13 protein-coding genes are annotated in these 16,190 nt (G+C 59.9%); 6 read left to right on the forward strand and 7 right to left on the reverse strand.

Going from position 1 to position 16,190, the window contains the following annotated elements:
- Positions 1-61 precede the first annotated feature (61 nt).
- The 5 genes from lon (at position 62) to cmoB (ending at position 5,665) form a co-directional block, all read left to right on the forward strand.
- Positions 62-2,479: an endopeptidase La gene (lon, locus tag QOM10_RS23655; RefSeq protein ID WP_316917043.1), complete on the forward strand. Its 2,418-nt coding sequence runs from the start codon at positions 62-64 to the stop codon at positions 2,477-2,479.
- Between the two features lie 255 nt (positions 2,480-2,734).
- Positions 2,735-3,127 (forward strand): protease inhibitor I42 family protein, encoded by a 393-nt coding sequence (locus QOM10_RS23660; RefSeq protein ID WP_007916811.1) that lies wholly within the window; start codon positions 2,735-2,737, stop codon positions 3,125-3,127.
- 2 nt (positions 3,128-3,129) lie between these two features.
- Complete coding sequence (locus tag QOM10_RS23665; protein WP_174245083.1) at positions 3,130-3,768, forward strand: lysoplasmalogenase; 639 nt, start codon at positions 3,130-3,132, stop codon at positions 3,766-3,768.
- Positions 3,769-3,968: 200 nt separating this feature from the next.
- A complete protein-coding gene (cmoA, locus tag QOM10_RS23670; protein WP_007916813.1) occupies positions 3,969-4,712 on the forward strand; it encodes a carboxy-S-adenosyl-L-methionine synthase CmoA in 744 nt (247 codons plus the stop codon).
- The gene (gene cmoB, locus QOM10_RS23675) at positions 4,709-5,665 is read left to right on the forward strand and encodes a tRNA 5-methoxyuridine(34)/uridine 5-oxyacetic acid(34) synthase CmoB (RefSeq protein ID WP_316917044.1); all 957 of its coding nucleotides are present in this window, start codon (positions 4,709-4,711) and stop codon (positions 5,663-5,665) included. Before cmoA ends, cmoB begins: the two co-directional genes overlap by 4 nt.
- A gap of 166 nt (positions 5,666-5,831) precedes the next feature.
- Here the strand turns inward: cmoB and tadA are convergent, their stop codons facing one another.
- The 7 genes from tadA to treP form a co-directional block, all read right to left on the reverse strand.
- The gene (gene tadA / locus QOM10_RS23680) at positions 5,832-6,332 is read right to left on the reverse strand and encodes a tRNA adenosine(34) deaminase TadA (protein ID WP_053123497.1); all 501 of its coding nucleotides are present in this window, start codon (positions 6,330-6,332) and stop codon (positions 5,832-5,834) included.
- The gene (locus QOM10_RS23685) at positions 6,332-7,708 is read right to left on the reverse strand and encodes a multicopper oxidase family protein (protein WP_150750441.1); all 1,377 of its coding nucleotides are present in this window, start codon (positions 7,706-7,708) and stop codon (positions 6,332-6,334) included. The genes tadA and QOM10_RS23685 overlap by 1 nt, the downstream gene beginning before the upstream one ends.
- A 118-nt stretch (positions 7,709-7,826) precedes the next feature.
- Positions 7,827-8,117, reverse strand: coding sequence for a PTS transporter subunit EIIB (locus tag QOM10_RS23690; RefSeq protein WP_150775817.1), 291 nt, complete (start codon positions 8,115-8,117; stop codon positions 7,827-7,829).
- A 2-nt stretch (positions 8,118-8,119) separates the two neighbouring features.
- A complete protein-coding gene (gene ptsP / locus QOM10_RS23695) occupies positions 8,120-10,648 on the reverse strand; it encodes a phosphoenolpyruvate--protein phosphotransferase (protein ID WP_316917045.1) in 2,529 nt (842 codons plus the stop codon).
- Positions 10,649-10,710: 62 nt separating this feature from the next.
- Positions 10,711-11,934: a carbohydrate porin gene (locus QOM10_RS23700; protein ID WP_316917046.1), complete on the reverse strand. Its 1,224-nt coding sequence runs from the start codon at positions 11,932-11,934 to the stop codon at positions 10,711-10,713.
- Between the two features lie 107 nt (positions 11,935-12,041).
- On the reverse strand, positions 12,042-13,691 hold the full coding sequence (gene treC, locus QOM10_RS23705) for an alpha,alpha-phosphotrehalase (RefSeq protein ID WP_316917047.1): 1,650 nt from the start codon (positions 13,689-13,691) through the stop codon (positions 12,042-12,044).
- Positions 13,692-13,712: 21 nt separating this feature from the next.
- Positions 13,713-15,155, reverse strand: coding sequence for a PTS system trehalose-specific EIIBC component (gene treP, locus QOM10_RS23710; protein WP_127929651.1), 1,443 nt, complete (start codon positions 15,153-15,155; stop codon positions 13,713-13,715).
- Positions 15,156-15,389: 234 nt separating this feature from the next.
- On the opposite strand from treP, the gene treR reads away from it, so the two are divergent.
- Positions 15,390-16,094, forward strand: coding sequence for a trehalose operon repressor (gene treR, locus QOM10_RS23715; RefSeq protein ID WP_122844573.1), 705 nt, complete (start codon positions 15,390-15,392; stop codon positions 16,092-16,094).
- Positions 16,095-16,190: the final 96 nt, after the last annotated feature.

Below are 16,190 nucleotides of genomic sequence, written 5' to 3' on the forward strand. Positions count from 1 at the left end.
CCATTGAAACCACCCAAAGCCTGCCCCATCTAAGACCCATACCCCATTGCGCAGGTGCCCCATGAGCGACCAGCAAGAATTCCCGGAAAACCCCGACGACTACACCGAAGCCGAAAACATCGAACACACCTCCTCCGGCAAAGGCCTCGCCCTGCCCGGCCAGAACCTGCCGGACAAGGTCTACATCATCCCGATCCACAATCGCCCGTTCTTCCCGGCCCAAGTCCTGCCGGTCATCGTCAATGAAGAACCCTGGGCCGAAACCCTCGAACTGGTCAGCAAATCCGAACACCATTCCCTGGCCCTGTTCTTCATGGACACGCCCCAGGAAGACCCGCGCCACTTCGACACCGGCGCGCTGCCGCAATACGGCACGCTGGTCAAAGTCCACCACGCCAGCCGCGAGAACGGCAAACTGCAATTCGTCGCCCAAGGCCTGAGCCGCGTGCGCATCAAGACGTGGCTGAAACACCACCGCCCACCGTATCTGGTCGAAGTCGAATACCCGCACCAGCCCACCGAGCCGACCGACGAGGTCAAGGCCTACGGCATGGCGCTGATCAACGCGATCAAGGAACTGCTACCGCTCAACCCGCTGTACAGCGAAGAGCTGAAAAACTACCTCAACCGCTTCAGCCCCAACGATCCATCGCCGCTGACCGACTTCGCCGCCGCCCTGACCTCGGCCACTGGCCCCGAACTGCAAGGCGTGCTCGACTGTGTGCCGATGCTCAAGCGCATGGAAAAAGTCCTGCCGATGCTGCGCAAGGAAGTCGAAGTCGCGCGCCTGCAAAAAGAAATTTCCGCCGAAGTTAACCGCAAGATCGGCGAGCATCAGCGCGAGTTCTTCCTCAAGGAACAACTCAAGGTCATCCAGCAGGAACTCGGCCTGACCAAGGACGACCGCAGCGCCGACCTTGAACAGTTCGAACAGCGCCTGGAAGGCAAAGTCCTGCCGGCGCAGGTGCAGAAACGCCTCGAAGAGGAAATGAACAAACTGTCGATCCTCGAGACCGGCTCGCCAGAGTACGCGGTCACCCGCAACTACCTCGACTGGGCGACCTCGGTGCCGTGGGGCGTCTACGGCGACGACAAACTCGACCTCAAGCACGCACGCAAAGTACTCGACAAACACCACGCCGGCCTCGACGACATCAAGGATCGCATCCTCGAATTCCTCGCTGTCGGTGCCTATAAAGGCGAAATCAGCGGCTCCATCGTGCTGCTGGTCGGTCCGCCGGGCGTAGGTAAAACCAGCGTCGGCAAATCCATCGCCGAATCCCTCGGCCGGCCGTTCTACCGCTTCAGCCTCGGCGGTATGCGCGACGAAGCCGAGATCAAGGGCCATCGCCGCACCTACATCGGCGCACAGCCGGGCAAACTGGTGCAGGCGTTGAAAGACGTTGAAGTGATGAACCCGGTGATCATGCTCGACGAGATCGACAAGATGGGCCAGAGCTACCAGGGCGACCCGGCCTCGGCGCTGCTGGAAACCCTCGACCCGGAACAGAACGTCGAATTCCTCGATCACTACCTCGACCTGCGCATGGACCTGTCGAAAGTCCTCTTCGTGTGCACCGCCAACACCCTCGATTCGATCCCCGGCCCGTTGCTGGACCGGATGGAAGTGATTCGCCTGTCGGGCTACATCACCGAAGAAAAAGTCGCCATCGCCAAGCGTCACCTGTGGCCGAAACTGCTGGAAAAGGCCGGCGTGTCCAAGGGCAGCCTGAGCATCAGCGACAGCGCGCTCAAAGCCTTGATCGACGGTTATGCCCGTGAAGCCGGTGTGCGGCAGTTGGAAAAGCAAATGGGCAAACTGGTGCGCAAAGCGGTGATGAAGCTCATTGATGACCCGAAAGCGGTGATCAAGCTCGGGCCGAAAGACCTCGAAGCGTCACTGGGTCACCCGGTATTCCGCAACGAGCAAGTGCTGTCCGGCACCGGCGTGATTACCGGTCTGGCGTGGACCAGCATGGGCGGCGCGACATTGCCGATCGAAGCGACGCGGATTCACACGCTCAATCGTGGCTTCAAACTCACCGGGCAACTGGGCGATGTGATGAAGGAATCAGCGGAGATCGCCTACAGCTACGTCAGCTCGCACCTGAAACAGTTCGGCGGTGACGCGAAGTTCTTCGACGAAGCCTTCGTCCATCTGCACGTGCCAGAAGGCGCGACACCGAAAGACGGCCCGAGCGCCGGCGTGACCATGGCCAGCGCCCTGCTCTCGCTTGCACGTAATCAACCGCCGAAAAAAGGTGTGGCGATGACCGGCGAACTGACGCTGACCGGGCATGTGCTGCCGATTGGCGGGGTGCGTGAGAAGGTGATTGCGGCACGGCGGCAGAAGATTTTCGAGCTGATTTTGCCGGAGCCGAATCGGGGTAATTTTGAGGAACTGCCGGATTATCTGAAGGAAGGGATTACGGTGCACTTCGCGAAGAAGTTTTCCGATGTGGCGAAGATCCTGTTCTGACAGCCCCCCTCACCCCAGCCCTCTCCCGGAGGGAGAGGGAGCCGACCGAGTTGTCTTGCGCTATACATCGACCTGAAACACCAAGTCGATTATGGATTCAATGATCTATTTCAGGTCGGTGGACTTCTGGAATATCCCCCGGTCAGTCCCCTCTCCCTCTGGGAGAGGGCTAGGGTGAGGGCTTGGCGTTGTCACACTTTGTCTCATCTTCAGTTATGCTCGCCGTTCGTCGCCAACGTCGGAGCCGCTGACCTTATGTCCCCCACTCGCCTGTTTCTCCCCCTCGCCCTCTCGTTGCTGGCCGCCTGCGCCACGCAACCGAAACACAACGTGACCGTGGAAAAACAAAGCGAATGCCCGGTGCGGCTCACCAACGGACAAAACCTCATCATCATGCTGCCAAGCAACCCGACCACGGGTTATCGCTGGGCCATTCAGGATTCCGCCGGCGGCGTGCTCCGCGCCCTCAGCCCAGAGGTCTACAGCAATCCGGAAGATGCCGGCGTGGTCGGCGCAGCGGGTTTGTCGACCTGGCGCTTCCAGGCCTTCGCCCCCGGCACCGGGCGTCTGCGCCTGACTTCGCAACAACCGTGGGCACCAGAAGTGTTGCCAGTGGAAACCTTTGACTGCGCCATTTCGGTGAATTGATCGTGGGCTGGCTGATTCTGGCGCTGATGGGCGCGGTGACGTTTCTCTACGGCGTCAGCACCCATGCGGCGTTGCTGTGCTTGCTGGTGAAACCGCTGCCGGTGCTGGCGCTGCTAGGCTGGCTGCACGATGCGCCACCCAGCGACTATCGGCGCTGGATCAGTCTCGGTCTGATTTTCTCGTTGCTGGGTGATGTGTTGCTGGCCTGGCCGGGGGACCTGTTTGTATTTGGCCTCGGTGCGTTTCTGGTCGCGCATCTGGCTTATCTGAAGGCTTATCTGAGTGACTGCAAGCGTCTGGCGATTTTGCCGCTGGTACTTGCCCTCGGAGTGGGCGCGGTACTGCTGGGTTTTCTGATTTCCAGCGGTCTTGGGCCATTGCTGGTGCCGGTGATTGTTTATGGCACGGCGATCAGCGCGATGCTCTGGCGCGCGCTGGCCCGTTTGGGCACCGATGTGCCGAAACGCTCGGCGTTGCTGGCGGCGGGCGGTGCGCTGGCGTTTGTGTTCTCGGACAGCGTGATCGGTATCGACCGTTTCGTCGCCCCTTTCCACGCGGCACCTTACGTCATCATCCTCAGCTACTGGCTGGGCCAGTGGGGCATCGCGGCCTCGGCGTTCTCCCAGACTAAACGGATCTGATCGTTCCCACGCTCCGCGTGGGAATGCATCCTGTGACGCTCTGCGTCATTTGCGCAGGGACGCGGAGCGTCCGGGGCGGCATTCCCACGCGGAGCGTGGGAACGATCACCGGCAAAAAAACGCTTTATCAGACAACCCAAGCATCCCCGCGCCCTTTTGGCTAAAATGCCGGCCTTTCCATTTACACCGCCGGAACCGCCGTGAGCAAAGAACCCGATCGTATTTTCGCCAAGCCTTTGGCCCAGGTGCCTGACTTCGCCTTCAATGAAGACGTGGTGCGGGTGTTCCCGGACATGATCAAGCGCTCGGTGCCGGGTTACCCGACCATCGTCGAAAACCTCGGCGTGCTCGCGGCGCAGTTCGCCCAGCCGAACAGTGTGCTCTACGACCTCGGTTCATCGCTGGGCGCGGTCACTCAAGCGCTGCGCCGTCACGTGCGCACCGACGGTTGCCGGGTGATCGCTGTGGATAACTCGGCGGCGATGGTTGAGCGCTGCCGCGAATACCTCAACGGTCAGGACTCGATGTTCCAGGAGTTGCTGCCGGTGGAAGTGATCGAAGGCGACATTCTCGCCCTCGATTTCCAACCGGCTTCGGTGGTGGCGCTGAACTTCACCCTGCAATTCATCGCTCCCGATCAGCGCACCGCGTTGCTCTCACGCATCCGCCAATCGCTGCTACCGGGCGGCGCGCTGATTCTCTCGGAGAAGCTGCGCTTCAACGATGCCGAAGAACATGCGCTGCTCACCGATCTGCACGTCGCCTTCAAACGCGCCAACGGCTACAGCGAACTGGAAATCGCCCAGAAGCGCAGCGCCATCGAAAACGTCATGAAGCCCGACAGCCTCGAAGAACACCGCGAACGCCTGTTGGCCGCCGGGTTCTCGAAAGTCGTGCCGTGGTTCCAGTGTCTTAACTTTGCCTCGTTGATTGCCTTGCCATGATTGATCTGTCCCCCCTCGCCCGCCGTCTGGCCGGCACGCCACTGGCCGAATGGGCCAACACCCTGCAAGCGCAACTCGACAAGAAAATGGAGAAAGGTCACGGCGATCTGGAGCGCTGGCAAAGTGCGCTGGATGCCTTGCCGAAAATTCAGCCGAGCGAAGTTGATCTGCTTAACGGCCTGAAACTCGACACCGATTGCGACGACGCAACCCGCGCGCAGATGCGTACTGCACTGATGGGTCTGTCGCCATGGCGCAAAGGGCCGTTCGATCTGTTTGGCGTGCACGTCGACACTGAATGGCGCTCGGACTGGAAATGGTCACGCGTCGCCCAGCATCTGGATCTGAAGGGCAAACGCATCCTCGATGTCGGTTGCGGCAATGGTTACTACATGTGGCGCATGCTCGGTGCCGGCGCGAACAGTGTGATCGGTGTTGACCCGAACTGGTTGTTCTTCTGCCAGTTCCAGGCAGTGCAGCGTTACCTGTCCGAGCCGAACGCCTGGCACCTGCCGTTCCCGTTCGAAGACTTGCCACCGAACCTCGAAGGTTTCGACACGGTGTTTTCGATGGGCGTGTTCTATCACCGCCGTTCGCCGATCGAGCATTTGCTGGCGCTGAAGGATTGCCTGGTCAAGGGCGGCGAACTGGTGCTGGAAACGCTGGTGGTTGAAGGCGACAAGCATCAGGTGCTGGTGCCGGAAGACCGTTATGCGCAGATGCGTAACGTGTGGTTCCTGCCGTCGGTGCCGGCGCTGGAATTGTGGTTACGTCGTGCGGGGTTCACCGATATTCGTTGCGTGGATGTGAGCACCACGACGGTCGAAGAACAGCGCGGGACTGAGTGGATGAAGTATCAGTCGCTGAGCGACTTTCTTGATCCCGAGGATCACAGCAAAACCATCGAAGGCCTGCCGGCGCCGATGCGGGCGGTGATTGTCGCTCGTAAATAATCCAATCGCCCAAACACCGCGGTGAGCCCACCCCTCACCCCAGCCCTCTCCCCAAGGAGAGGGAGCTGATCGTTGAGCTTTTCAAAACTTGAGTTCGACTCGGTATCGCAAGTCGGTGTATTTCTGCAGAACAATCCGGTCAGTCCCCTCTCCCTCTGGGAGAGGGTTAGGGTGAGGGGCTTTTTGCTCTTCGGGCGCGGAAGAACTCGGTCAGCACTGCGCCACATTCTTCGGCCAACACCCCGCCTTCATACAACACCCGGTGATTCAAAAATCCCTGGGTAAAAAACTGCCCCTGACTCTGCACAATCCCCGCCTTCGGCTCCAGCGCCCCATACACCACCCGCGCCACCCGCGAATGCACGATCAAACCGGCGCACATGCTGCACGGTTCCAGCGTCACATACAGGGTGCTTCCCGGCAGCCGATAGTTATCCACCGCTTGCGCGGCCGCGCGGATAGCGACCATTTCCGCGTGGGCACTCGGGTCACTGGCACTGATCGGGCAGTTGAAGCCGCGCCCGATGATTTCGCCATCCTGCACCAGCACTGCGCCGACCGGCACTTCACCCAGCGCTGCGCCTTGTGCGGCGAGGGCCAGGGCTTCGCGCATGAAGTCGCGATCACGGCTGCGGTCGATGATCGCGGCAGGGCGAATCTGGCGCATCACTTCACCTCGATGGCGGCCATCAGGCCGGTTTCCATGTGGTCGATCACGTGGCAATGGAACATCCACACCCCTGGATTATCGGCCACCAGCGCCACTTGCGCGCGCTCATTCTTGCCCAGCAGATAAGTGTCGGTGAAGTACGGAATGATCTTGTGCCGGTTCGACGCGATCACTTTGAAACTCATGCCGTGCAGGTGGATCGGGTGCTGGTACTGAGTCATGTTCTTCAGTTCGAAAATATAGCTCTGACCCAGTTTCAGGCTGGCGATCGGTCGATCGGCGCAGGTCTTGTCGGTGATGTCCCAAGCCTTGCCGTTGATTTGCCACAGGCTCGGCGGCCGCCCGTTGTCGACATCGACCGACACCGAACCGACCCATTCGAAATTGAAGTTGAGTTTCTCGGCGTTGGCCAGGTCCGGCTCAGCTACCGGGTTGGCGGGCAGCGCTTTCGGCCAGTCAGTCGGCGCATCGTTATTGGCCACCGAACGCAGCGTGCCCAGACGTACCGGCCCGTTGCGCAGCGACAGCTCTTCACCCGCCGCCGGCGCCTTGATCGCCAGACAAATACGCATGCCCGGACCGAGCCAGTATTCCTTGCCCAATGGCCGCGGTTCGACCGGGTTGCCGTCCAGCGCATAAATCTTCGCTTCGACGCCGGGAATGTTGATGCGGTAAGTCAGCGTGTTGTCGAGGTTGAGCAAACGCACCCGCGTGATCTGCCCGGCCGGTAGATCGATGACCGGCAAGGGCACGCCGTTGATGGTCGACAAGCGCCCCGCCGTACCGCCACGCGCTGCTTCGCGGGGGATGCTGAACTCGACGAAATTGCCTTCGTCATCGATATGCCAGTTCTTCAGGCTCAGGGTCTTTTCGTACTTGAATCCGGTCGGCTCGCGCTCTTCGATGATCAGCGGCCCGACCAGCCCGCGACCGAGTTCTTCGCTGCTGCTGACGTGTGGGTGATACCAGTAGCTGCCGGCATCCGGTACGCGGAACTTGTAATCGAAGTACTCGCCCGGCAACACCGGCAGTTGCGACACGTACGGCACGCCGTCCATTTCCAGCGGCAGACGAATGCCGTGCCAGTGAATGGTCGTCGCCACCGGCAGATGGTTGATGAAGCGTACCCGCAGCCATTCACCCTGACGCACGCGCAACTCGGTGCCCGGCGCCGACGGGCCGAATGCCCAAGCCTCGGTCTTGTGCCCCGGCACCAGCTCCACGTCCAGTGGCGCGGCGATCAGCTCGTAATCGTGCCCAGCCTCAGCGTCAGCCATTTTCCCGAGCCAATAACGCGACGCGCCCCCCGCTCCGACACCAACGACAACAAGACCGGCCAGGCCACCGAGGATTTGGCGACGGGTAAAGGACATGAACTCAACTACCTCACGTATCAGCGACAGACCCCTGAAGGCCCGTAAAAGGCGAATACGATACACCTGCGGTTGAGAAACAGTAAGGGCGACCTGAGGCCGCACGCCACTGATCGGCTTACGGTCGCAGCCCGGTAATCAAATGCACCACACCACCCTCCAAGGGCATGACGCCCGCAATACCGGCGGCGCTCAACGCCTGTTGATCCATGCTCGACACATCACGCAAAACAACCCGCACCCGCGTCAGCGCCAGTGGTTGCTGCGATTGAAGATTATCCACTCCGCCCAGCGCCGCAACGATAGCGGCGCTCAACTCGCCAGTCGGCTCGGCCGGTGCTTTCGGTGTGTCCGCGACCAGATCCGGGGTCAGGGCTTTCCAGAATGCCTTCTGCAATTGATCGAACATGTTCAGTTCTCCAGAACCCGTAAAGTATCGACGGTTGCCTCGTGAAACAGCTGCAACGCCTCGCGCACCTGCCCGGCGCTTTCCAGACCGAGCACCTGTTGCGCGATGATCTGACAATCCGCTAGCGCAAGCTCGCGCACCGTTGCCTTGACCGACGCAATCATCGGCACGCTCACCGACAGCTCGTCCACGCCCAGCCCCAGCAACAACGGCACCGCCAGACGTTCAGAGGCCATCGCCCCGCACACACCGACCCACTTGTCATGGGCGTGCGCAGCCTTCACGGTCATGGCGATCAAGCGCAAGACCGATGGATGAAAACTGTCCGCCTGACTGGCCAGGCGCGGGTGATCGCGATCCATGGCCAAGGTGTACTGCGTCAGGTCATTGGTGCCGATCGAGAAGAAATCCACCAGCGGCGCAAACAGATCCGCCATCAGTGCTGCGGCCGGCACTTCGATCATGATCCCCAGCTTCGGCCGTTCTGTCAGCCCCAGCGCCAGCACCTCCTCATCCAGCATCTGCCGCGCCTGACGCAGCTCCGACAGCTGCGTGACCATCGGCAACATGATGTGCAAACGTGTCAGATCACAGCAGCCGAGCATGGCCCGGAACTGCTCGCGCAATAACTGCGGGCGCTCCAGACACAAGCGAATGCCGCGTACCCCCAGGAACGGGTTGGTTTCGTTGTCCATGGGCACATAGGCCAGCGGTTTGTCGCCGCCGACATCGAGGGTGCGCACCACCAGATTGTGTGCAGATCCGACGCAGCGAGCGATCGCACTGTAAGTAGCGACCTGTTCGTCATGGCTCGGCGCATGGTTGCGCCCTATATAGAGGAACTCCGATCGCAGCAAGCCGACGCCCGCGCCACCCGAAGCCATCGCCTGCTCGGTTTCGGAAAATGAAGCGACATTAGCCGATACCTCGACGTGATGCCCGTCACGGGTCCTGGCGGCGAGCGTTGCATTGGCCAGCTCATGCTCATGGCGTTGACGCTGCTGCGTGTGGCGAGCCTGCCATTGATGGATCGTCGCGGGGTCAGGACGCACCTGCAGTTCACCTTTGTCAGCATCGAGCAAAACCTGAGTGCCATTGCTCAGTGCGAGCATTTGCACCGGCACCCCGCAGATCGACGGCAGGCCACAGGCGCGGGCGAGAATCGCCACGTGGCTGGTCGCCCCGCCACCGACCGTGGCAAAACCCAACACTTTGCTGGTATCGATTCGGGCAGTTTGCGATGGAGTCAGTTGATCGGCGATCAGAATGCTCCCTTGCGGCAGCTCCAGCGCCTGCTCGCCAACACCCAACAGCAGCTTGAGCACGCGACGCCCGACATCGGTCAGATCCGCCGCCCGCTCGGCCAGTAACGCACTGCCCAGTTGCCGAAACATCGCCGCCGTCTCGTCCGTGGCCGAACGCCAGGCGAATGCCGCACTTTTGCCCGCACTGATCAGCGCTTGGGCCTGATCGAGCAGACCCGGGTCTTCGAGCAGCTCCTGATGCGCCTTGAAGATCTCGGCTTCGGCCTCGCCAGCGGCGGTATCACGCAAATGCTGCAAGGCCAGATCCGCTTCGATCAGCGCATTGGCAAAGGCCTCGCGCTCGACGTCTGCTCCGCCGCCGAACTCGCTGACGTCGAAGACCGGCTCGCTGATCTGCACCACTTGGCCCAACGCCGAACCGGGTGATGCGCAGACCCCACGCAGAAGCGTCAGCGTCTCGACTTCAACCACCTCGACAGGTGCCACTGCTGCTACCGTTTCGCCACAGCCCTCGGCCAGCAAGCGGGTCAGTGTATTGATTGCAGCGTCTGCATCTGTACCGACAGCACTGACCTGCACACTGTCACCAAACGCGGTCTGCAACGCCATGATCGCCACCAGGGATTTGGCGTTGGCCTGGGATTGTTGCTTGTGCAGGCAGATGCTTGCGCCAAACCCCTTTGCTGTTTGCGCGAACACCGCAGCCGGACGCGCGTGCAGGCCATTGGGGTTGGGCAGTCTCAACGTTTGCGAAAACAGCACCTGGCCCTCTTCCGCGACAGCCACCTCGCTGATTGCCTGCACTGCGGCGAGCTCAAGCAACGGCTGGCCGCTTTCGACCCGTCCGCTCGGCGCGCTCAGCCAGGTAAACGGCTCACCACTGACCACCAACATCAGGGTCAACAGGCTGCGCGCATGGCGGGCAATGTAATCGGCATCGAACTCGATCAGCGCCTGTCCGGCTGCAACCCGCTGCCCCTCTTCGACCAGAGAGGTGAAGCCTTGCCCGGCGAGGTTCACCGTATCGAGGCCAATATGCATCAACACTTGAACGCCATGGTCATCGGTGATGCTGACTGCATGGCCGCTGGCCTGCACGTTGCTGATGATCCCGGCCAGCGGTGCGCACAGGGTCGACGAGGTCGGGTCAATGCACAGACCGTCGCCGATCACGCGCCCGGAAAACACCGGATCGGGCACCTCGTCCAGCGCCATCAGGACACCGGACAAGGGAGCCAGCAGTTGCAATTGTTGGGGTGTGGCCATGACGTCACCTGCATTTTTATGCGTTGAAGTGCCGATGGAGCGCAATGCTCCATCAGCATCGCTTATTTCCACCAGTATTCGACCTGCAATCCGACATTCGCACCGTGGCGGGCATTACCGAAGGCGCCGGTGTCGGACAACGCCGAACCTTTCGCCAGTTGGTTGGCCGCACGCTTGGCGGCCTCGTTCCAGGTGGCGTACGTGTAATACAGACGCACCTCGGGACGCGCCCAGAACTCTGGCCCCTTGGGCGACCAGGTCGGGGCAAACGTGAATTTGCTCAGCTTGCGCGTGCCGCCCGGGGCTTCGACTTGATCGTGGCCCAGTTCAGTGACCAGTTTGAAGTGCTCACTGAGCGCGTACGCAGGCCTTACCCCCAACGAGATCCAGTTCTGATCGGCTCCGTCCGGGCGAATGTCTTTCTGATACACCGCTTCGACCTGACCGCCGAAACGCGGTGTCACCTGCCAGTCAAAAAACTCGACGACCCGGTAACTTTTGTTGTTGTCGTCCAGTCTGACGTTGCCGGTATAACCCAACCCGGTGCCCGGCCCCTCACCGTATTGCAGCGCCAGTTTGTTCTTGCCGCCGAAAAAATCCGTTTGCACATGCTGCGTGGTGATCGCCCAGCCCCGGTGGGCATCGCGGCTGTCGGGTTTGTCGATGTAGCTCAAACCGAACTCCAGCTCACCGCCCGGGTTGGTCTTGAAACCGGCGACGTTGAAGTCATGCCGATTGATGTAGTCCTTCTGGTACAGGTTGTCCTTGCGCGAGAAGGCGTAGCTGTATTTCAGGTCGCCGATCAGCACGTCTTCGACCCCGCCTCCCGTGGCGCTCTGGTTCCAGTAATAGAAGTCGGAAATGTGAATGTCATTTCGCTTGTAGTAACGGCGCCCCGCCCACAACGAACCGCCATTGAGCGCAGGCACCGCCGACCACTGTGCGTAGGCCTGCGGCAAGCGTATCGAACCATTGTCTTCTTTGAAGGTGGGGCTGCGGTCGTAGCGGTTATACAACGAGGCCATGCCATCGACGCTGAGCACCGAACCGTCGTCGAAGGTGTACAAATCCTGGCGCAGTTCCAGTTCACCGTACTGCTCGCATTCGTTACCCAAGCGATATTTGGTCTGCGCACCGGGTAACTGGAAGCACGATTGACCGCTGCTGTTGACCGACGTACCGACGCCGCTACGCAAGTAACCGCCAAACTCCAGCGCTTGTGAAGTCGGCGGTAAGGCCAGGCAAAAACCTGCGACTGCAAGGCTGCGATTTATTGTTGTTTTCATAAGCCACCCCATTGTTTTTATTGTCTGGTTGCATGAATTCGGCGCGCAAAAATCCCCCGCGCAGTGCACTGCGTGTTTTTTTTGAAAGCTGGTTTTTTAGTTAAATGTCAGGGATCGATCAGGTGCACGACGAATGACTCGTAAGGTCGCAGCATCACTTGTCGCTTGCGCAACGCGCCGTCCGGATAATTGCTGATCAACTGTCGCTGTCTCATCGATTCACTGATGACCGTCGCCGGTAATTCCACTTCACAGGGTGTCCCGTAGAAGTTGTTCACCACCAACAGGCGCTCGGCATCACCTTCACGCACATACGCCCAGACTTGCGGATGTTCCGGCAGCAATTGTCGGTACAGCCCTTCAGTGATCAACGGTTCGTGGCGACGCAGCGCGATCAGACGGCGGTAGTGATGCAGCACCGATTCCGGGTCATCAAGCTGGTGGGCAACGTTGATCTGCGCGGCATTGGCCGGTACCCCGATCCACGGCTCGACGCTACTGAAACCGGCATTCGGGCCGGCGTCCCAGTGCATCGGTGTACGACCGTTATCGCGGGATTTCTGCATGATCGCCGCCATGTTCTCGGCATCGCTGCTGCCGGCTTCGCGCTTGAGGCGAAAGATGTTCAGCGTCTCGACATCGCGATACTGCTCGATCGATTCGAATCCCGGATTGGTCATGCCCAGTTCTTCACCCTGATACACGAACGGCGTGCCCTGCAGAAAGTGCAGTGCAATGCCGAGCATCTTCGCCGACAGTTCACGGTACTCACCGTCATGGCCGAAGCGCGAAACCACTCGCGGTTGATCGTGGTTACACCAGAACAGCGCGTTCCAGCCACCACCGGCCTGCATGCCGGTCTGCCAGTCGGACAGGATTTTCTTCAGTTGAAGGAAATCGAAGTCGGCGCGCACCCACTTCTGCAGGTTCGGATAATCAACTTTCAGATGATGAAAGTTGAAAGTCATCGACAATTCTTTCGACTGAGGATTCGAATAACGTACGCAGTGTTCGAGGCTGGTCGACGACATCTCGCCGACGTTGATCAGGTCGTGGCCTTCGAAGACTTCGCGGTGCATCTGCTGCAGGTACGCGTGGACATTCGGCCCGTCGGTATAAAAACGTCGGCCATCGCTGTGGTCTTCGGGGAAGTCTTCGGGCTTGGAGATCAGATTGATCACGTCCAGACGAAAACCGCCAACGCCCTTGTCCCGCCAGAACTGCATCATCCTGAACACTTCGGCGCGCACCTTGGGATTATCCCAATTCAGGTCGGCCTGAGTGTGGTCGAACAGGTGCAGGTAGTACTGACCGGTCTGGGCTTCATATTCCCAGGCGGAACCGCCGAACTTGGACTCCCAGTTGTTCGGCTGATCACGCCAGATGTAGAAGTCACGGTAAGGGTTGTCGAGACTGCTGCGTGCCTGCTGGAACCAGACATGTTCGATCGAGGTGTGATTGACCACGATGTCGAGCATCAGCTTGATCCCGCGCTTGCCCGCTTCAGCGATCAACAATTCACAATCGGCCATGCTGCCGTAGCTCGGGTCGATGGCGTAGTAATCGCTGATGTCATAGCCGTTATCACGCTGTGGCGAACGCAGGAATGGCGTGATCCACAAACAATCGACGCCCAGCCAGTGCAGGTAGTCGAGCTTGGCGACGATACCGCGCAGATCCCCTGTCGGGTTGCCGGCGTGGCTATGAAAACTCTTCGGATAGACCTGGTAGATCACCGAACGCTGCCAGTCTTGCATGGCGGAACTCCTTCAATAATGTCAGGCAACCCGATAACCGGGCCGGACAATCTTCATGCTCAATGCACAGGTCAGAACAAACGGCACGAGCATGGCAATCAGCATCCCGATGACGAACATCGGGATGTACTGCGGAATGATCGAGATGAAGCCCGGCAGGCCACCGACACCGATGGCCGAGGCCTGAACCTTGTTCAGCGAGAGGAATACGCAGCCGAGCGCCGAACCGGTCAATGCGGCATAGAACGGAAACTTGTAGCGCAGATTGACGCCGAACATCGCCGGTTCGGTGATACCGAAATAAGCGGAAATCGCCGAGGTCGATGCCATGCTCTTGTCCCGCGCATTACGCGTCATCCAGAACACCGCCAGCGCTGCACTGCCCTGGGCGAGGTTGGACATGACGATCATCGGCCAGATGAAAGTACCGCCCTGGGTCGAGATCAATTGCAGATCGACCGCGAGGAACATGTGATGCATGCCGGTGATCACCAGCGGCGCATACAGCAGTCCAAAAATCGCGCCGCCCACCATCGGCGCCAGGTCAAACAGCATGACCAGCCCTTCGGTAATGAAGATGCCGATGTGGCGGGTCACCGGGCCGATGACCGCCAGCGCCAGCACCCCCGTGACGACGATGGTGGTGATCGGCACCACGAGCAATTGAATGGCGTTCGGCACGCGGGCGCGCAACCATTTTTCGATGACGCTCATCACGTAGGCCGCCAACAGAATCGGCAGGATCTGCCCCTGATAACCGACCTTTTCCACCTGAAACAAGCCGAGAATGTCGAAGTACGGCAGTTGCTGCCCGTCCAGCCCGGCCACGGCCTTGCCGTAGTTCCAGGCGTTGAGCAGATCCGGGTGCACCAGCATCAGGCCGAGCACGATGCCGAGGATCTCGCTGCCGCCAAAACGTTTGGCCGCTGACCAGCCCACCAGCGCCGGCAAAAACACGAACGAGGTATTGGCCATCAGATTGATCAGGCTCCAGAGCCCGTCGAGTTTCGGGTAGGCATCGAGCAGGGTCTGCCCTTCGATGAACATGCCTTTGGCGCCGAGCAGATTGTTGATGCCCATCAACAGGCCGGCAATGATCAGCGCCGGCAGGATCGGCATGAACACGTCGGAGAACACCCGCACCAGACGCTGCATGGCGTTGATCTTTTCGGCGCTTTTCTGTTTGACGTCAGCGATGGTCGACGCAGCGAGGCCAGTCTGCCGACGCAGTTCGGCGTAGACCTTTTCCACTTCGCCCGGACCGATTACCACCTGATACAAACCACCGGTGAAGAACGAGCCTTTGACCAGATCGATCTGATTGAGCGTCGCAGTGTCGACCAGGCTCGGGTCCTTCAGGGCCAGTCGCAACCGCGTGACGCAATGGGCGGCCTGTTCGAGGTTGTCGCTGCCACCGAGGCTGTGCAGCAATTGCCTGGCAATGTTCGGATAGTCGTGGCTCATGCTTGTTCTTCCGCTGTGGATTGTTGTTATTGGCAGCACGCCGAAGCGAAAAATACTCGTCTGTACGAGTTAATGCAACAACTCGTACAGACGAGTTTGTTTATGTATGTTCCCACCAGACCAACGACGAATTTTCCTACTGGCCCCTAAGGTGTTTCCATCGTCCACATGGACAAAGCCCTACCCTGGCCTTAAGGTTCGAAGCTTTGAGCACCGTCGGCACCGAGCCTCCCCATGAGTAAATACAACCAGATCTATAGCGATCTGCTGGCCAGCATCACGACTGAGCGCTTGGAGCGCGGCGCCCGCCTGCCTTCCGAAACCGAACTGATGGACAGCTATCAGGCCAGCCGCGGCACGGTGCGCAAGGCGATCGAGCTGCTTCAGGAACGCGGTTTTGCGCAGAAGATCCATGGCAAAGGCACCTTCGTGCTTTCGACCAACCCGATCGAATTTCAGCTCGGCGGCATCGTCAGTTTTCAAGAGACCTATCCGCGCCTCGGCAACGATGTCAGCACCGAGGTAGTCGAACTGAGCCAGATCCCGCTTGAAGGCGCGCTGCTCGAGCACATCCATGCCGAGCCCGGCAGCCTGATCACGCGGATCAAACGCGTGCGGCGGATCGATGGCAAACGGGTCATCCTCGATATCAACCACTTTGTCAGCGATGTGATTCCCGGCCTGTCCCTCGACATCGCCGAGCAGTCGATCTATGCGCATATCGAACAGACCTTGCAGTTACAGATTGCCTACGCCCAGCGCACCATTGAAGCGGTGCCGCGCAGCAAGGACGATCAACTGCACCTGGACCTCGACGGCCAGAGCCATGTGATCGTGGTCAGCAACCAGACCTTCCTCCAGGACGGTCGTCAGTTCGAGTACACCGAATCGCGGCACACCCTGGACAAGTTTTACTTCTCCGACGTGGCACGACGCTGACCCCCGCACGTTTCGAACGACAATGTGCGGTACATATGTAGTGCACTCCCCTTGAGCGAACAGGCCATGCTCGGCCTTCATTTTCTCAAGGATGGA

It is taken from the genome of Pseudomonas sp. P108 (assembly GCF_032613195.1).
Taxonomy (GTDB): domain Bacteria; phylum Pseudomonadota; class Gammaproteobacteria; order Pseudomonadales; family Pseudomonadaceae; genus Aquipseudomonas.

Bases quoted from the DNA above. Each gene is read 5' to 3' on its own strand.
- treC (WP_316917047.1), bottom strand. From the start codon at position 13,691: ATGCAAGACTGGCAGCGTTCGGTGATCTACCAGGTCTATCCGAAGAGT.
- treP (WP_127929651.1), bottom strand. From the start codon at position 15,155: ATGAGCCACGACTATCCGAACATTGCCAGGCAATTGCTGCACAGCCTC.
- QOM10_RS23690 (WP_150775817.1), bottom strand. From the start codon at position 8,117: ATGTTCGATCAATTGCAGAAGGCATTCTGGAAAGCCCTGACCCCGGAT.
- QOM10_RS23700 (WP_316917046.1), bottom strand. From the start codon at position 11,934: ATGAAAACAACAATAAATCGCAGCCTTGCAGTCGCAGGTTTTTGCCTG.
- tadA (WP_053123497.1), bottom strand. From the start codon at position 6,332: ATGCGCCAGATTCGCCCTGCCGCGATCATCGACCGCAGCCGTGATCGC.
- QOM10_RS23685 (WP_150750441.1), bottom strand. From the start codon at position 7,708: ATGTCCTTTACCCGTCGCCAAATCCTCGGTGGCCTGGCCGGTCTTGTT.
- cmoB (WP_316917044.1), top strand. From the start codon at position 4,709: ATGATTGATCTGTCCCCCCTCGCCCGCCGTCTGGCCGGCACGCCACTG.
- ptsP (WP_316917045.1), bottom strand. From the start codon at position 10,648: ATGGCCACACCCCAACAATTGCAACTGCTGGCTCCCTTGTCCGGTGTC.
- QOM10_RS23660 (WP_007916811.1), top strand. From the start codon at position 2,735: ATGTCCCCCACTCGCCTGTTTCTCCCCCTCGCCCTCTCGTTGCTGGCC.
- treR (WP_122844573.1), top strand. From the start codon at position 15,390: ATGAGTAAATACAACCAGATCTATAGCGATCTGCTGGCCAGCATCACG.
- lon (WP_316917043.1), top strand. From the start codon at position 62: ATGAGCGACCAGCAAGAATTCCCGGAAAACCCCGACGACTACACCGAA.